The 13,101-nt window shown below is 69.3% G+C and carries 10 protein-coding genes, 1 tRNA gene and 3 pseudogenes; 4 read left to right on the forward strand and 10 right to left on the reverse strand.

Features of this window, described 5'->3' with window-relative positions:
* Positions 1-142 precede the first annotated feature (142 nt).
* From thrB to argS, 6 genes and pseudogenes are all read right to left on the reverse strand, one after another.
* Complete coding sequence (thrB, locus tag QUE79_RS15790) at positions 143-1,099, reverse strand: homoserine kinase (protein ID WP_286343907.1); 957 nt, start codon at positions 1,097-1,099, stop codon at positions 143-145.
* Positions 1,096-2,176: pseudogene (thrC, locus tag QUE79_RS15795) on the reverse strand (threonine synthase). Before thrC ends, thrB begins: the two are co-directional and overlap by 4 nt.
* A pseudogene (locus QUE79_RS15800) lies at positions 2,176-3,512 on the reverse strand (homoserine dehydrogenase). Before QUE79_RS15800 ends, thrC begins: the two co-directional pseudogenes overlap by 1 nt.
* A gap of 56 nt (positions 3,513-3,568) precedes the next feature.
* Positions 3,569-4,977 (reverse strand): annotated as a pseudogene (gene lysA, locus QUE79_RS15805) (diaminopimelate decarboxylase).
* Complete coding sequence (locus QUE79_RS15810) at positions 4,977-5,798, reverse strand: LmeA family phospholipid-binding protein (RefSeq protein WP_286343908.1); 822 nt, start codon at positions 5,796-5,798, stop codon at positions 4,977-4,979. The pseudogene lysA and the gene QUE79_RS15810 overlap by 1 nt, the downstream one beginning before the upstream one ends.
* A 2-nt stretch (positions 5,799-5,800) precedes the next feature.
* The gene (gene argS / locus QUE79_RS15815; protein ID WP_286343909.1) at positions 5,801-7,477 is read right to left on the reverse strand and encodes an arginine--tRNA ligase; all 1,677 of its coding nucleotides are present in this window, start codon (positions 7,475-7,477) and stop codon (positions 5,801-5,803) included.
* Positions 7,478-7,543: 66 nt separating this feature from the next.
* Here argS and QUE79_RS15820 point away from each other — a divergent pair, with 66 nt between their 5' ends.
* On the forward strand, positions 7,544-8,191 hold the full coding sequence (locus QUE79_RS15820; RefSeq protein ID WP_286343910.1) for a hypothetical protein: 648 nt from the start codon (positions 7,544-7,546) through the stop codon (positions 8,189-8,191).
* Positions 8,192-8,207: 16 nt separating this feature from the next.
* Here QUE79_RS15820 and QUE79_RS15825 read toward each other — a convergent pair whose 3' ends face one another.
* Complete coding sequence (locus QUE79_RS15825) at positions 8,208-8,951, reverse strand: gamma-glutamyl-gamma-aminobutyrate hydrolase family protein (protein ID WP_286343911.1); 744 nt, start codon at positions 8,949-8,951, stop codon at positions 8,208-8,210.
* Positions 8,952-9,036: 85 nt separating this feature from the next.
* On the reverse strand, positions 9,037-9,702 hold the full coding sequence (locus QUE79_RS15830) for a pyridoxine/pyridoxamine 5'-phosphate oxidase (RefSeq protein WP_286343912.1): 666 nt from the start codon (positions 9,700-9,702) through the stop codon (positions 9,037-9,039).
* A gap of 106 nt (positions 9,703-9,808) precedes the next feature.
* Here QUE79_RS15830 and QUE79_RS15835 point away from each other — a divergent pair.
* The 3 genes from QUE79_RS15835 (at position 9,809) to QUE79_RS15845 (ending at position 11,815) form a co-directional block, all read left to right on the forward strand.
* Positions 9,809-9,883, forward strand: a tRNA-Arg gene (locus tag QUE79_RS15835).
* 85 nt (positions 9,884-9,968) lie between these two features.
* Positions 9,969-11,009, forward strand: a complete 1,041-nt coding sequence (locus tag QUE79_RS15840; protein ID WP_286343913.1) for a hypothetical protein — start codon at positions 9,969-9,971, stop codon at positions 11,007-11,009.
* The gene (locus tag QUE79_RS15845; RefSeq protein WP_286343914.1) at positions 11,009-11,815 is read left to right on the forward strand and encodes a glycoside hydrolase family 25 domain-containing protein; all 807 of its coding nucleotides are present in this window, start codon (positions 11,009-11,011) and stop codon (positions 11,813-11,815) included. Before QUE79_RS15840 ends, QUE79_RS15845 begins: the two co-directional genes overlap by 1 nt.
* 100 nt (positions 11,816-11,915) lie before the next feature.
* Here the strand turns inward: QUE79_RS15845 and QUE79_RS15850 are convergent, their stop codons facing one another.
* Complete coding sequence (locus tag QUE79_RS15850; RefSeq protein WP_286343915.1) at positions 11,916-12,131, reverse strand: hypothetical protein; 216 nt, start codon at positions 12,129-12,131, stop codon at positions 11,916-11,918.
* Between the two features lie 163 nt (positions 12,132-12,294).
* Positions 12,295-13,062, reverse strand: a complete 768-nt coding sequence (locus QUE79_RS15855; RefSeq protein WP_286343916.1) for an EamA family transporter — start codon at positions 13,060-13,062, stop codon at positions 12,295-12,297.
* Positions 13,063-13,101 lie beyond the last annotated feature (39 nt).

Here is a 13,101-nt window from a genome sequence, read left to right on the forward strand (position 1 = left end):
CCGTGCGGATCGCCGGGGGTGAGCTGGCCAGGCCTTGAGCACTGGCCGCGCGCTGCTCCTCACGCCGGAAGCAGTACGGATGCACTACGACGGAGTGAGATGCGCGCTTGGGTGAGAGTTGCAGAAACGTGCAACCCGGGATTCACGAATCGGTAAGAGACGTGGTTTCTACCGGGTGCGGCACCACTGTAGCACCCTTGAGATCGACGGCCAGCATCAACGCGCGCCACGTGGTGACGGAGTGTTCCGCGACGAGTTGAGCGGCGAAGAGGCGCTGAGCAGGATCGCTCCCGAGCACGAGCAGCGACGGACCGGCCCCCGAGACGACCGCCGCGAGCCCCGCGTCCCGCAGCATCCTGATCAGGGTGTCTGTCTCGGGCATCGCCTTGGCGCGGTAGCTCTGGTGCAGGCGGTCCTCGGTCGCGGCGAGCAGGAGCTCGGGGCTCTGGATGAGCGCGGCGACCAGGAGGGCCGAGCGCGACACGTTGAACGTGGCGTCCTCGTGCGGGACGGAGGCCGGTTGGAGGCTCCGCGCCAGCTTCGTCGACAGGGTCGACTCGGGCACGAAGACCACCGGTGAGACTCCGCGGTGCACCAGCAGCCGCTTGTGCGACGGGCCGTCGGAGGTGGTCCACGCGATGGTGAGGCCGCCGAACAGCGCGGGCGCCACGTTGTCGGGGTGCCCCTCAAGCTCGGTCGCGATCCGCAGGAGGGTGGAGGAGTCGACCTCCGCGATGCCCTCGAGCAGGCCCTTCGCCGCCATGACGCCCGAGACGATGGCCGCGGCGGACGATCCGAGCCCCCGACCGTGCGGAATGGAGTTCTTCGCGTGCAGGATCAGCCCGGGTACGGGCTGACCCAGCGCCTCGAACGTGTAGACGATCGCGCGCACGACGAGGTTGGTCTCGTCGGTCGGCACATCGCCCTCGCCCACGCCGCTGACGTGCACGAGCGCGCCGGGCTCGCCCGTGGCCGTGACCGTCAGCTCGTCGTAGAGCGAGAGCGCGATGCCGAGGGTGTCGAACCCCGGGCCGAGGTTCGCCGAGGTGGCGGGCACCTTGACGAGAACGCGACGCCCGGCAACGGGCCCTCCGGTCATGCCGAGGCTCGCACCAGACCGAGGACGCTCGCGACCTCGGCGGTGTCGACCCCGACGACGGTCGGAGTGACCTCGCCGCCGTCGGCCGTCTTGAGGGCCCACTGCGGGTCTTTGAGGCCGTGACCCGTGACCGTCAGGACGATCGTCGATCCTGCCGGGACCTGCCCCGCCGCGTGGCGCTCGAGAAGGCCCGCGACGCTGATCGCCGAGGCGGGCTCGACGAAGACGCCCACCTCCTGCGACAGGATCTTCTGCGCCTCGAGGATCTTGTCGTCGGCGATGGCGCCGAAGTAGCCGTCGGTGAGCTCGCGCGCCTCGAGGGCGAACTGCCACGAGGCCGGGTTGCCGATCCGGATCGCGCTGGCGATCGTCTCCGGGTGCTTGACGACGGCACCGCTCACGATCGGAGCACTGCCCGCGGCCTGGAAGCCGAACATGCGGGGCAGCTTCGTGGTGCGGTTCGCGGCGAGGTCCTCGCGGTAGCCGCGCGTGTACGCGGTGTAGTTCCCGGCGTTGCCGACCGGGAGGTAGTGGAAGTCGGGCGCATCGCCCAGGACGTCGACGACCTCGAACGCGGCCGTCTTCTGGCCCTCGATGCGATCGTTGTTGACGGAGTTCACCAGATGCACCGGGTAGTTGGCGGCGAGGTCGCGAGCGATGTCGAGGCAGTCGTCGAAATTGCCCTGGATCTGCAGCAGCTGGCCGTTGTGGGCGACGGCCTGGCTCAGCTTGCCCATGGCGATCTTGCCCTCGGGCACCAGGACGGCCGCCGTGATGCCGGCGTGGGCGGCGTACGCGGCGGCCGAGGCCGACGTGTTGCCCGTGGACGCGCAGATGACGGCTTTCGCCCCGTGCTCGAGGGCCTTCGAGATGGCCATGGTCATGCCGCGGTCTTTGAAGGAGCCGGTCGGGTTGATGCCCTCGTACTTGACGTAGACCGTGGCGCCCGTGCGCTCGGACAGTGCGCGCGCGGGGATCAGCGGCGTTCCCCTCACCGAGGGTGACGATCGGGGTCGCCTCCGTGACGTCGAGACGGCCTTGGTATTCGCGCAGGACACCCTGCCACTGGTGGGCCATCAGGCTCCTTCGACTCTGAGCACGCTCGTGACGGAATTCACGACGGCTGCGGTGGTGAGGTCGGCGACCGTGGCAGCCAGCGACGATTCGCGGGCACGGTGCGTTCCGATGATCAGCGTAGCGGTGGCGGGACTCGGGCCCTCGCCTGTGACGCCCGACGACGCCGGCTGTGCGGCGGTCTGCTCGACGGTCTCGACGCTGACCCCGTGCTCGGCGAGGATCCCGGCCACCGTGGCGAGCACGCCCGGCTGGTCGGCGACGTCGAGACTGATCTGGTAGCTGGTCGACACGCTCCCCATCGGCAGCACGCGCAGCCCCGCGTGGTTCGACTCGGCGAGGCCCGGGCCGCCGATCACGTGGCGGCGAGCGGCCGACACGAGATCGCCGAGAACCGCGGACGCCGTCTCGACTCCCCGGCACCCGCGCCGTAGAACATGAGGTCGCCTGCGGCCTCGGCCTCGACGAAGACGGCGTTCTTCGCTCCGTGCACGGCTGCGAGGGGGTGACCCAGCGGAACGAGGGCCGGGTGAACGCGCGCTGCGACCCCGTCGGAAACCTCCTCGTCGAGGAGGCGCTCGCAGATCGCCAGCAGCTTGACCACGTAGCCGGCCTTGCGGGCCGCCACGACCTGCTCGTGGGTGACACCCGTGATGCCCTCGCGGTGGACGGCCACCAGCGGCACGCTCGTGTGGAACGCCAGGCTGGCCAGGATGGTGGCCTTCTGCGCGGCGTCGTACCCCTCGATGTCGGCGGTCGGATCGGCCTCGGCGTAACCGAGGGCCGTGGCCTGCTCCAGAGCGTCCTCGAGGGACTCCCCCAGCGTGTCCATCCGGTCGAGGATGAAGTTGGTGGTGCCGTTCACGATTCCCATGACGCGCAGGATCCGGTCGCCGGCCAGACTCTCGCGCAACGGCCGGATGATGGGGATGGCCCCGGCGACGGCCGCCTCGTAGTAGAGCTGGGCTCCGACCTGCTCGGCGGCCTCGAAGAGCTCCGGACCGTGGCTCGCGAGCAGCGCTTTGTTTCCGGTGATGACGTCGGCGCCGGAGCCGAGGGCCTGGAGGATGAGCGTGCGCGCCGGCTCGATGCCGCCGATGAGCTCGACCACGATGTCGGAGCCCAGGATGAGCGATTCCGCGTCGGTCGTGAACAGGTCGCGCGGGAGCTCGACGTCGCGCTGAGCGTCGAGGTCGCGCACCGCGATGCCGGTGAGTTCGAGACCGGCGCCGGCACGGCCGGCGAGCTCTTCGCCCTGCTCGAGGAGCAGCCGAGCCACCTGGCTGCCGACGGAGCCGGCGCCGAGGAGGGCGACCTTGACGTTGCGGTATTCGATCATGTGGTTCTCTCTGCTGGGGTCTGTCACGAGGCAGGGGCGGCGACGCCCCCGCCTTCTCAGGTCGGGTACGGGGTCGCCAGGAAGGCGTCGCGGGCGAGGAGCTCGGCCTCGGTCTCGCCGTGGACGATGACTCGAGCCCGACCCGCGGACACCGCCACCACGGGCGGACGACCGACGTGGTTGTAGTTGCTCGCGAGGCTCCAGCAGTACGCGCCGGTCACCGGGACGGCGACGAGATCACCGGGGGCCACATCGCCGGGCAGGTAGTCGGCGTGCACGACGAGATCGCCCGACTCACAGTGCTTTCCGGCGATTCGGACGAGTGCCGCCTCGGCGGTCGAGACGCGACTCGCGATCCTGACGCTGTAATCGGCCCGATAGAGCGCCGGCCGCACGTTGTCGCTCATTCCGCCGTCGACGCTGACGTAGCGGCGGACGGCCGTCTCCTCGTCGTCGAGACCGACGGTGACGTCTTTGATGGTGCCGACCGTGTACAGGGTGGTGCCCGCAGGCCCGGCGATGACGCGGCCGGGCTCGACGGCGATGACCGGAGTCGGGATCGCGAGGCGGCTGCACTCCGCCGCGACGACGTCGGCGATTCCGCGCGCGAGCTCCGAGATCGGCGCGGCGTCGTCGACGCTCAGGTAGTTGACTCCGAAACCGCCGCCGAGGTTCAGCTCGGGCAGGTCGCCGTCGGCGAGCAGCGACGCGTGCACCTCCAGCAGTCGCCGAGCCGCCTCCCGGAAGCCGTCCGTCGCGAAGATCTGCGAGCCGATGTGCGAGTGCAGCCCGAGCAGTCGGAGCCCCGCGTGGCTGCGGATCGCGGTGACGGCCGCCGGTGTGTCTCCGAGGGTGATGCCGAACTTCTGGTCTTCGCGAGCGGTGGCGAGGTACTCGTGAGTCGACGCGTGGACCCCCGTGTTGACCCGGAGGCGAACGTTCTGGACCACACCGTGGCGCTGCGCCGCCTCCGCGATGCGGTCGATCTCGATCACGCTGTCGATGACGATGGCGCCGACCCCGGCTGCGACGGCCCGATCGATCTCGGCGAGGGACTTGTTGTTGCCGTGGAAGCCGATCCTGCGCCCGTCGACGCCCGCCGCGAGAGCGACGGCGAGTTCGCCACCGGTGCAGACGTCGACGTTCAGCCCCGCCTCGGTCACCCACCGCACGACGGCGCCCGACAGGAACGCCTTGCCCGCGTAGTAGACCTTGGCCGACGTGCCGACCCGGGCCGTCTCCGTGTCGAAGGCCTGCTTGGCCGACGCGGCGCGAGCACGGAAATCCGACTCGTCGACGACGTAGAGGGGGTGCCGAAGCGGGCAGCGAGCTCGCTCGCGGACACGCCTCCCAGCTCGAGCACGCCGGAGTCGTCGCGCGTCGCCGTCGCGGACCACACGCCGGGCGCCAGGGCATTCGCGTCGGCGGGCACCTCGAGCCACCCGGGGGCAAGAGGATTGGCCATCAGCAGCTCCCGGTGGTGGTCAGGCCGGACTCGGAGAGCGGCAGGCCCTTCGAGTGGAGATCGAGGGTGACGAGGTTCGGGGCGACGGCGATCTTCTCGAGCGTCGCCCCCTTAGGCAGCGACTTCGCGACGCAGATCGAGATCGGGTTCGTCTTCAGGTAAGCCAAGAGAGACGAGACGTCGATCGACGAGTTCGACGACGTGATCGCCGCGTCCGTCGGCGTGAGCACGAGTTTGGTACCGGAGGGGTCGACGGCGGGCTTGGCCGTCAGCTTGTACTTCAGGGCGAGGCCCAGGATGTTGATCGAGCTGTCGTAGGCGAACGTGCCCTTGCCCAGCACGACCGAGCCGCTGACGTCTTTCAGGATCGGCGAGGCGTTGAGGGCCGCCTGGTCGATCTTCAGCCTGGCGTCGACGGGGCCGGTCGTGGCGCCGGCCTTGAGGGGGACGTCTGTGAGGTCGGCGCTGAACCTCAGCGGAACCTTGCCCACGACCAGGTCGTGCGATGTCAGGGTGAGGTCGTCGAGACTGCCGTTCAGAGCCTGCAGGATCACGGAGAAGCCGTGGATCTGCACGGCCACCTTGCCTGTGGTCCCGGCGGGCAGCGACGACTCGATCTCTTTCTCGGCCCGGCCCTCGGCGTAGTTGCGCGCGACGAGTTCGGCCACGACCGCGAGAACGGCCAGGAGGATGACGAGCCCGATGATCACGAACATGAACACGGTGAACCCGCGCCGCCGCTTGCCCGAGTGGTTCGGCTGGAAGAAGGCGTCGATGTCGTCGGAAGCGGAAGCGCCTGCCCCCTGCTGGTGGTCGCTCATGCCTACATCCTGTCAGGCGCGGACACGCCCAGAAGCCCGAGCCCGTTGCGGATCACCTGCCCAGCAGCATCGTTGAGCCACAGGCGGGTGCGGTGCACGTCGGTGACCTCCTCGTCGCCCAGCGGGGTGACGCGGCACGCGTCGTACCAGCGGTGATACGTGCCGGCGACCTCTTCGACGTACCGTGCGACCCGGTGCGGCTCGCGAAGTTCGGCGGCCTGCTGGACGACGCGCGGCAGTTCAGAGAGGGCGCCGAGAAGGGAAGCTTCTGTGGGGTGGGTGAGAAGCGACGCGTCGAAGACGCTGCGGTCGACTCCGGCCGAGGCGGCGTTGCGGCCGACAGCCGCGGTCCGGGCGTGGGCGTACTGCACGTAGAACACGGGGTTGTCGTTGCTGCGCCTGGTCAGCAGATCGAGATCGATGTCGATCATGGAGTCGGCGGAGTAGCGAACCAGCGCATAGCGGCCCGCGTCGACTCCGACGGCGTCGACGAGGTCTTCCATCGAGACCACCGTGCCGTTGCGCTTGGACATGCGGACGGGCTCGCCATCGCGAACGAGGTTGACCAGCTGGCCGATCAGGATCTCGAGGTTCACACCGGGTTCGTCACCGAACGCCGCCGTCATCGCCATCAGCCGGCCGACGTATCCGTGGTGGTCGGCGCCGAGCATGATGATGTTGCGCTCGAAGCCGCGCTCGCGCTTGTTCAGGTAGTAGGCGATGTCGCCGGCGATATAGGCGGCCTCGCCGTCGCTCTTGATGATCACGCGGTCGCGGTCGTCGCCGAATTGGGTCGTGCGTAGCCAGGTGGCGCCGTCGGCCTCGTAGATGTGACCGAGCTCGCTCAGACGCGCGATGGCGCGCTCGACGGCCTTCGACTCGTGGAGGCTGTTCTCGTGGAAGTAGACGTCGAAGTCGACGCCGAAGTCGTGGAGCGACTTCTTGATGTCGCCGAACATGAACTCGACGCCCACGGCGCGGAAGAGCTCTTGGGCCTCATCGCGAGGAAGGTCTGCGACGTCTCCGTCGTAGGTCTCGATGACGCGGGCGGCGATCTCGGAGATGTAGAGCCCGCCGTAACCGTCTTCGGGAGCGGGCTCACCGAAGGCGCTGGCCAGGAGGCTCCGGGCGAAACGATCGATCTGACTTCCGTGGTCGTTGAAGTAGTACTCGCGGGTGACGATGCCGCCGACCGCCTGGAAGATCCGGGCCAGGCTGTCGCCCACGGCGGCCCAGCGAACGCCTCCGATGTGGATGGGACCGGTCGGGTTCGCCGAGACGAACTCGAGGTCGATGGTGACCCCGTCGTAGTAGTGGCCACTGCCGTACGACGCGCCCGTTTCGACGATCGACTTGGCGAGGGCACCCGCCGCCGCCGCATCGAGGGTGATGTTGATGAAGCCCGGTCCGGCGATGTCGACACCGGCCACGCCATCGACCTCGGACAGCTCGCCGGCGATGTCGGTCGCCAGCTCGCGAGGGTTCGTGCCGAGGCGCTTGGCGAACTTCATGGCGACGTTCGAGGCCCAATCGCCGTGGTCGCGATTCTTCGGACGCTCGAGGACCACGTCGTCGAGGGTGACTTCGGGAACGTCTCCGGCACCGGAGGCGTCGATTCGTCGCTCGGCAACGCCCTGAACGATGGCGAGCAGGGACGCGGAGAGTTCGGCTGGAGTCACGGTCGACAATCCTACCGGGCGCGCTTCACACCGATTCGCGAGGAGAAACACGCAAAGATGGTCGGCATGACCGCGGCCCTCCGATCCTCGTCCGTTCGTGTCTCGATCCTGCGCCGCGTAGCCGTCGGCGCCCTCGTCGTCGCTGCCGCCACCGCCCTCGCGGGATGCACCACGACGCCGCCGTCGTCGGCGACATCGAAGGCAGGATCCGCCTCAGACGGCTCGGGCGGTGGGGCAGGCTCCGATTCGGGCGACTCGGAACCGTCCGCCACCCCCACCGGCGGCGCGGGCGTGCTCGACGCCTCGACCTTCACGATGCCGTGCGACACCCTGGTGCCCGCGGCGACGGTCGACGCCGCCTACGCCGGCATGAACCCGCTCGGCTCGCCCGATGCCCCGAAGAAGAGCGACGCGGCGGTCATCGGCTCCTACGACGGCACGGTGTGCTCGTGGAAGAACGCCTCCGGCACGACGATGACGCTTGCGGTCGGCAAATTCTCGCCGGCGAGCCTGACCCGGCTGAAGAACAGCCTGGTCGTGTCCAGCAACCCGGTGCCGACCTACGACGGCGAGGGTTATTTCACCCTCGACGGCGCAACCGGAACGGCGGAAGCGTTCACGAGCGACTACTGGGTCGTGGCCACGTCGGCCGACCCGACCTTCGGCGAGCCCGGCGGCGCCGAGCCCTCGTCGACGCCGCCATCGCGACGTTGAAGGCGAAGGTCTGAGCTCAGGCGGCCAGGCGCACCTGGTCGGCGAGGCCGTCGAGGAGGCGGAGGAGCTGGCCGGCCGGCGCTTTGCGGTCTTCCGGGTGCCACTGCACACCCGTGACGGGGGCGGTGGCGTGCTCCACGGCCTCGACGACGCCGTCCGATGCGCGACCCACGACACGCAGACCCGATCCGAGCAGGTCGATCGCCTGGTGGTGCGCGCTGCGGACGCCGACGCTGCCGCCCAGGATCGTCGCGATCCTGCTCTCGTCGTCCAGTGCGACGGCGTGCCCCTGCATGAGCTCGTCGATCGGAGCTCCGGCGTTTAGGTGCACGGTGTCGCCGTCGAGGTGCTGAACGAGAGTGCCGCCCAGGGCCACGTTGATGAGCTGGTGGCCGCGGCAGACGCCGAGCACCGGGGTTCCACGGTCGAGGGCGCGCTGCAGAACGGCGAGCTGGCCGGCGTCGGCCTCCTCGTAATGGCGCCCCTCGCGACGGTAGCCGGACGACCCGCCGTACCACTCGGGAGCGAGATCCTCACCGCCCATGAGGGCGATCGCGGAGGCGTCATCCGTCAGCTCGAGCAGCGAGGCCTCCCCCAGATCGGCCGCGGCGAATCGAGTCGCCTCCCACCCCGTGGCCTCGGCGAGTCCCTGCACGCGCGCATTCAGCGTGTCGACGTAGGCGTGGTACTCCGGCGCGTGGGGGCGGAAGCGCGTCACCTCGATCACGGCGAGGCGCCTCTGCGCGGCGGGGACGGTCATGCCGTCCATGCTCGCCGCTGACACCACCCGGCGCACGGACGTGTCGCCCTGTTACGCGCCGGCGCAGCGGCCCCGCGCTCCGCGCTCACGGCCAGAGGCGGGTGCGGGTCCAGCCGTCGGGCGCGCGGTCGTACCGAAGCCGCACCTGGTCGCGTCCGGTCGTTGCCTGCCAGAACTCGACCGACGTAGGTGCGACCCGGTAGGCGGTCCAGTCGTCGGGGGCGAACGAGTCGTCCTCCGCGATGCGTTCTTTGGCCTCGGCGAAGCGGACCGTGGCATCCTGCTCGCTCTCGATCGGGGCACTCTGCCGGAGCGCGATCGCCACGGCGCGCGAGTCCGGGTGCCTGGCCGTGAAGTCCCGGGCGCTGACGTCGCGCGGTCCGCGGCTCGCCTCACCGAGGATGCGCACCTGACGGCCCTGCTCCCGCCAGTACAGCGTCAACGCCACCCGCGGATTCCGATTGAGCTGCCGCCCCTTCGGACTCAGCGACGACGTGGCGAACCACAGCGCGTCGTCCACGTCTTTCAAGAGGAGCGTCCTGGCCGTCACGTCCCCGCCCGGCGAGGCCGTCGACAGCGTCATCGCGTGCGGCTGGACCACCCCGCCCTCGACGGCCGTCGTCAGCCAGGCGGTGAACAGCTCCAGCGGCGCCTCCGGCGTGTCGTCAGGATCGAAAGCGGGAATGTCGGGAGGGAACACCTTCGCCTTCCGCAGGACGTCGCGGATGCTCGGTGACTCGTTGCTGGTCATCCCCCGAGCTTGCACCCCTCGCTCGGGCGTCGCACCCTGCGGCCCGAGAGCCCGCCGGACCGTCCGCTCGGGCCGACGAACACTGCTAACGTTGTTCTCGCTCCTGGCCCCCATAGCTCAGGGGATAGAGCACTGCCCTCCGGAGGCAGGGGCGAAGGTTCGAATCCTTCTGGGGGCACCACGCCGAACGAATCGACGCCCGACGCAGCGGGCACGGGCGACACGCGCTCCACCGATCGAGGTAGACCGACCAGTACGCTGTGGCCATGCTGAAGTTGAGCCTGCCGCGCGTCACTCGCCTGTTCGTGCCCGTCCTCGCCCTGGCCCTCGTCGCCGTGGGGGTCGGCTGGATCGGACCCGTCTCGTCCGCATCCGCGGCAGCACCCTCGAGCGGCCGATTCACGCCGGTCAACACGACTCGGATCTTCAGCGGCACCGTCGGCACCAAGCCCGTCGTGGTCCCGATCACCGGGCACGGGGGCATCTCGTCCGCGGCGACGGCCGTCGTCGTGAACGTCGAGATCTCGACTCCGACTTCGACGGGCTATCTGCGCGTCACGGCCGCCGGGAGCGATCCTCGCGTGGCCACGCAGGAGTTCACCAAGGGCCAGACCATCTCCAACCTGGCCACCGTCAAACTCAGCGGCGGCAAGATCCAGGCGAAGCTCTCGGCAGGCTCCGCGAAGGTCTTCATGGACGTCTCCGGCTATTACTCCACCAGTTCGTCCGCCTCCACCTACTCGCCGGTCACGAATTTCCGTCTCTTCGGCAAGAAGGTCGGGACGACGCCGGTGCGGGTTCCCATCGCCGGCGTGGGCGCCGTTCCCAGCAGCGCAACCGCAGTCGCGGTGAACACCGAGGTATCGACTCCGACGGCGGCCGGCTACGTGCGGGTCACGCCTTACGGCCAGAACCCGACCGTCGCCGCCCAGGTCTTCACGAAGGGCCGCACGATCTCGAATCTCGTGATCTCGAAGCTCAGCGGCGGCGCCGTGCAGGTGAAGCTCTCTGCCGGATCCGCGACGGTCTTCATGGACGTCGCGGGCTACTACTCTCCTCGTCGTCCGGCTCCGTCTTCGTCCCGATCGACACGACGCGTGCCTACGCGGGTGCCGTGTCGACCGGCCCGAGGCAGATCAGCCTGGCCGGAACCTCCGGCGTACCCGGCACCGCCACCGGCGTCGTCGTCAACGCGGAGGTGGAGGCCCCCACCGCGGCCGGCTACGTCCGAATCACGCCGGGAGGAACAGACGCGACGGTCGCGGCTCAGGTCTTCACCGCTCGCCAGACCATCTCCAACCTGGTGATGGCGAAGGTCGCGAAAAAGGCGGTGCAGGCCAAGGTGTCCGCGGGGTCGGCCACCCTGTATCTCGATGTCTCGGGCTACTTCCTGTCCGGCGCGTCCGGCTCCGGCATCGGCAACGATGTCTCCTGGCCGCAGTGCGGCTCCGCCCTGCCGACGAACCAGGCCTTCGGCGTCGTCGGCGTGAACGACGGTCTGGCCAACAACACGAACCCGTGCCTCGCGACGCAGCTGGCCTGGGCGAAGGGCTCCGCCGGCGGAACCGGCCAGCCGACGACGGCCCTCTACGTTCTGGGCGCGAACCCCGGCACCGCGAGCAGCCTGTGGCCGAAATCCAACGTGTACCCGGCGGGCACGACCGTGAAGAATCCCTACGGCACCTGCACGGCGACCACGCCGACCTCGAACGCGTGCGCCTACATGTACGGCTACTCACGCGCCTACGACGACGTGACCTCGCGCGGGGTCCCGACGACGACGACCTACCGCTGGTGGCTCGACGTCGAGACCGGCAGCACCTGGTCGAAGACGAAGGCGTCGAACATCGCCGACCTGGAGGGGATGACGGCGTCCTTCACGCGCGCCGGGGCGTCGGTCGGGCTCTACTCGCAGACCTCGGACTGGTCGACGATCGCGGGCACGGTTCCGACGACGAGCAGCCTGAACACGCTGCCGAACTGGATTCCGATCGGCACGTCGACCCTCGCCGCCGCACAGGCCGCCTGCTCGGGCAAGCCGCTGCAGCACGGAAAGATCACGATGACGCAGTACGTCTCGGGCCGCTTCGACTACGACAACTCGTGCATCTGACGTCGTCCCGAGTGATCCTGGGGAGAACGGCGCGTGCTCGCCGAGCGGTTAAACACGAACGGCCCGACCTGGGGTCGAGCCGTGTGGTGCGACGAACCGATCAGCTGTAGGTCAGAGCGATCACCGCGACATCGAGGCTGCCGTAAGCGCCCTCAGCGCGCGTTGCGCTCCGCACGCGGCCGCGAAGCACCTCGAAGCGCCCGTCGTTCTCCTTGACGAACCCGATCACGCCCGCGGTGGGCGTCGAAACGCGACTGAAACCATCACCCAGCGGAACCACTTCGGCCTGTGATGTTCGCTCCAGAACAGCACCCATGGTGTTCCTCCCTCAACAACGTTGTCTGCCCCACCGACATCGGTGGGGCCGTGATTCGAACAGTACCCGGTGAAAGGGTACAAAGCATCCGGAACGCCCAGAGAAAACGCTGTGTAACGCCGGATTTCGGGTTACAACCATTCGCGGCGGGCGGACAACGATGTCACGAGGCGGTCGCTTCGGCCGCGCGCCCTCGCGCCACCGTGACGCCGACGCTGGCGACCGTGACGAGCACCAGGGCGATGACTTCGCGAAGATCGAGTCGCTGCCGGATCACGATCAGCCCGGCGAGGGCGGCGACCGCCGGGCCGAGACTCGAGAGCACGCCGAACACGCGCGTCGGAAGCGTCCTGAGAGCCGTGAGCTCGAGGGCGTACGGAAGCGCAGACGTCGCAACGGCCACGATCAGGAACACCCAGATGAGGCTCGGGTCTCGCCCGATCGCGCGCGCGGCGGGCGCGGACCCGAACGGCGCCACGACGACGGCTGCCACCACGATCGCCACGACGAGCCCGTCGATGCCCTCGATCACTCGCCCCACCCTCGAGCTCGCCACGATGTAGGCGGCCCAGAAGGCCGCCGCTCCGAAGGCCAGCAGCACTCCGGAGATCGCCACCCCCGACGTGGTGCCCGAACCGAGCAGGATCACGCCGGCGAAGGCCACGAGCGCCCACAGGGCGTCGCGAAGACGCCGGGTCTGCACCAGCGCGAGCACCAGCGGGCCCGTGAACTCGAGGGTCACCGCCACGCCGAGCGGGATGCGGGCCACCGCGAGGTAGATGAGCGAGTTCATCCCGGCCAGGGCCAATCCCAGCACGACGGCCGCAAGCCACTGACGGCGGCTCCACCGTCGGACCTTCGGTCGAACCACCACGAGCAGGATCACCGCTGCGAACACGAGGCGGAGCGTCGCCGCGCCCGTCGGCCCCACCTCGTCGAAGTGGGTGCGCGCGAACGCGCTGCCGAACTG

The organism is Frondihabitans sucicola (assembly GCF_030296615.1).
GTDB classification, from domain to species: Bacteria; Actinomycetota; Actinomycetes; order Actinomycetales; family Microbacteriaceae; genus Frondihabitans; species Frondihabitans sucicola.

What these genes read in the sequence shown, in the direction of transcription:
- QUE79_RS15830 (WP_286343912.1), bottom strand. Translation starts at nt 9,702, where the DNA reads ATGACCAGCAACGAGTCACCGAGCATCCGCGACGTCCTGCGGAAGGCG.
- QUE79_RS15850 (WP_286343915.1), bottom strand. Translation starts at nt 12,131, where the DNA reads ATGGGTGCTGTTCTGGAGCGAACATCACAGGCCGAAGTGGTTCCGCTG.
- thrB (WP_286343907.1), bottom strand. Translation starts at nt 1,099, where the DNA reads ATGACCGGAGGGCCCGTTGCCGGGCGTCGCGTTCTCGTCAAGGTGCCC.
- QUE79_RS15810 (WP_286343908.1), bottom strand. Translation starts at nt 5,798, where the DNA reads ATGAGCGACCACCAGCAGGGGGCAGGCGCTTCCGCTTCCGACGACATC.
- QUE79_RS15825 (WP_286343911.1), bottom strand. Translation starts at nt 8,951, where the DNA reads ATGACCGTCCCCGCCGCGCAGAGGCGCCTCGCCGTGATCGAGGTGACG.
- QUE79_RS15840 (WP_286343913.1), top strand. Translation starts at nt 9,969, where the DNA reads ATGCTGAAGTTGAGCCTGCCGCGCGTCACTCGCCTGTTCGTGCCCGTC.
- QUE79_RS15845 (WP_286343914.1), top strand. Translation starts at nt 11,009, where the DNA reads ATGGCGAAGGTCGCGAAAAAGGCGGTGCAGGCCAAGGTGTCCGCGGGG.
- QUE79_RS15820 (WP_286343910.1), top strand. Translation starts at nt 7,544, where the DNA reads ATGACCGCGGCCCTCCGATCCTCGTCCGTTCGTGTCTCGATCCTGCGC.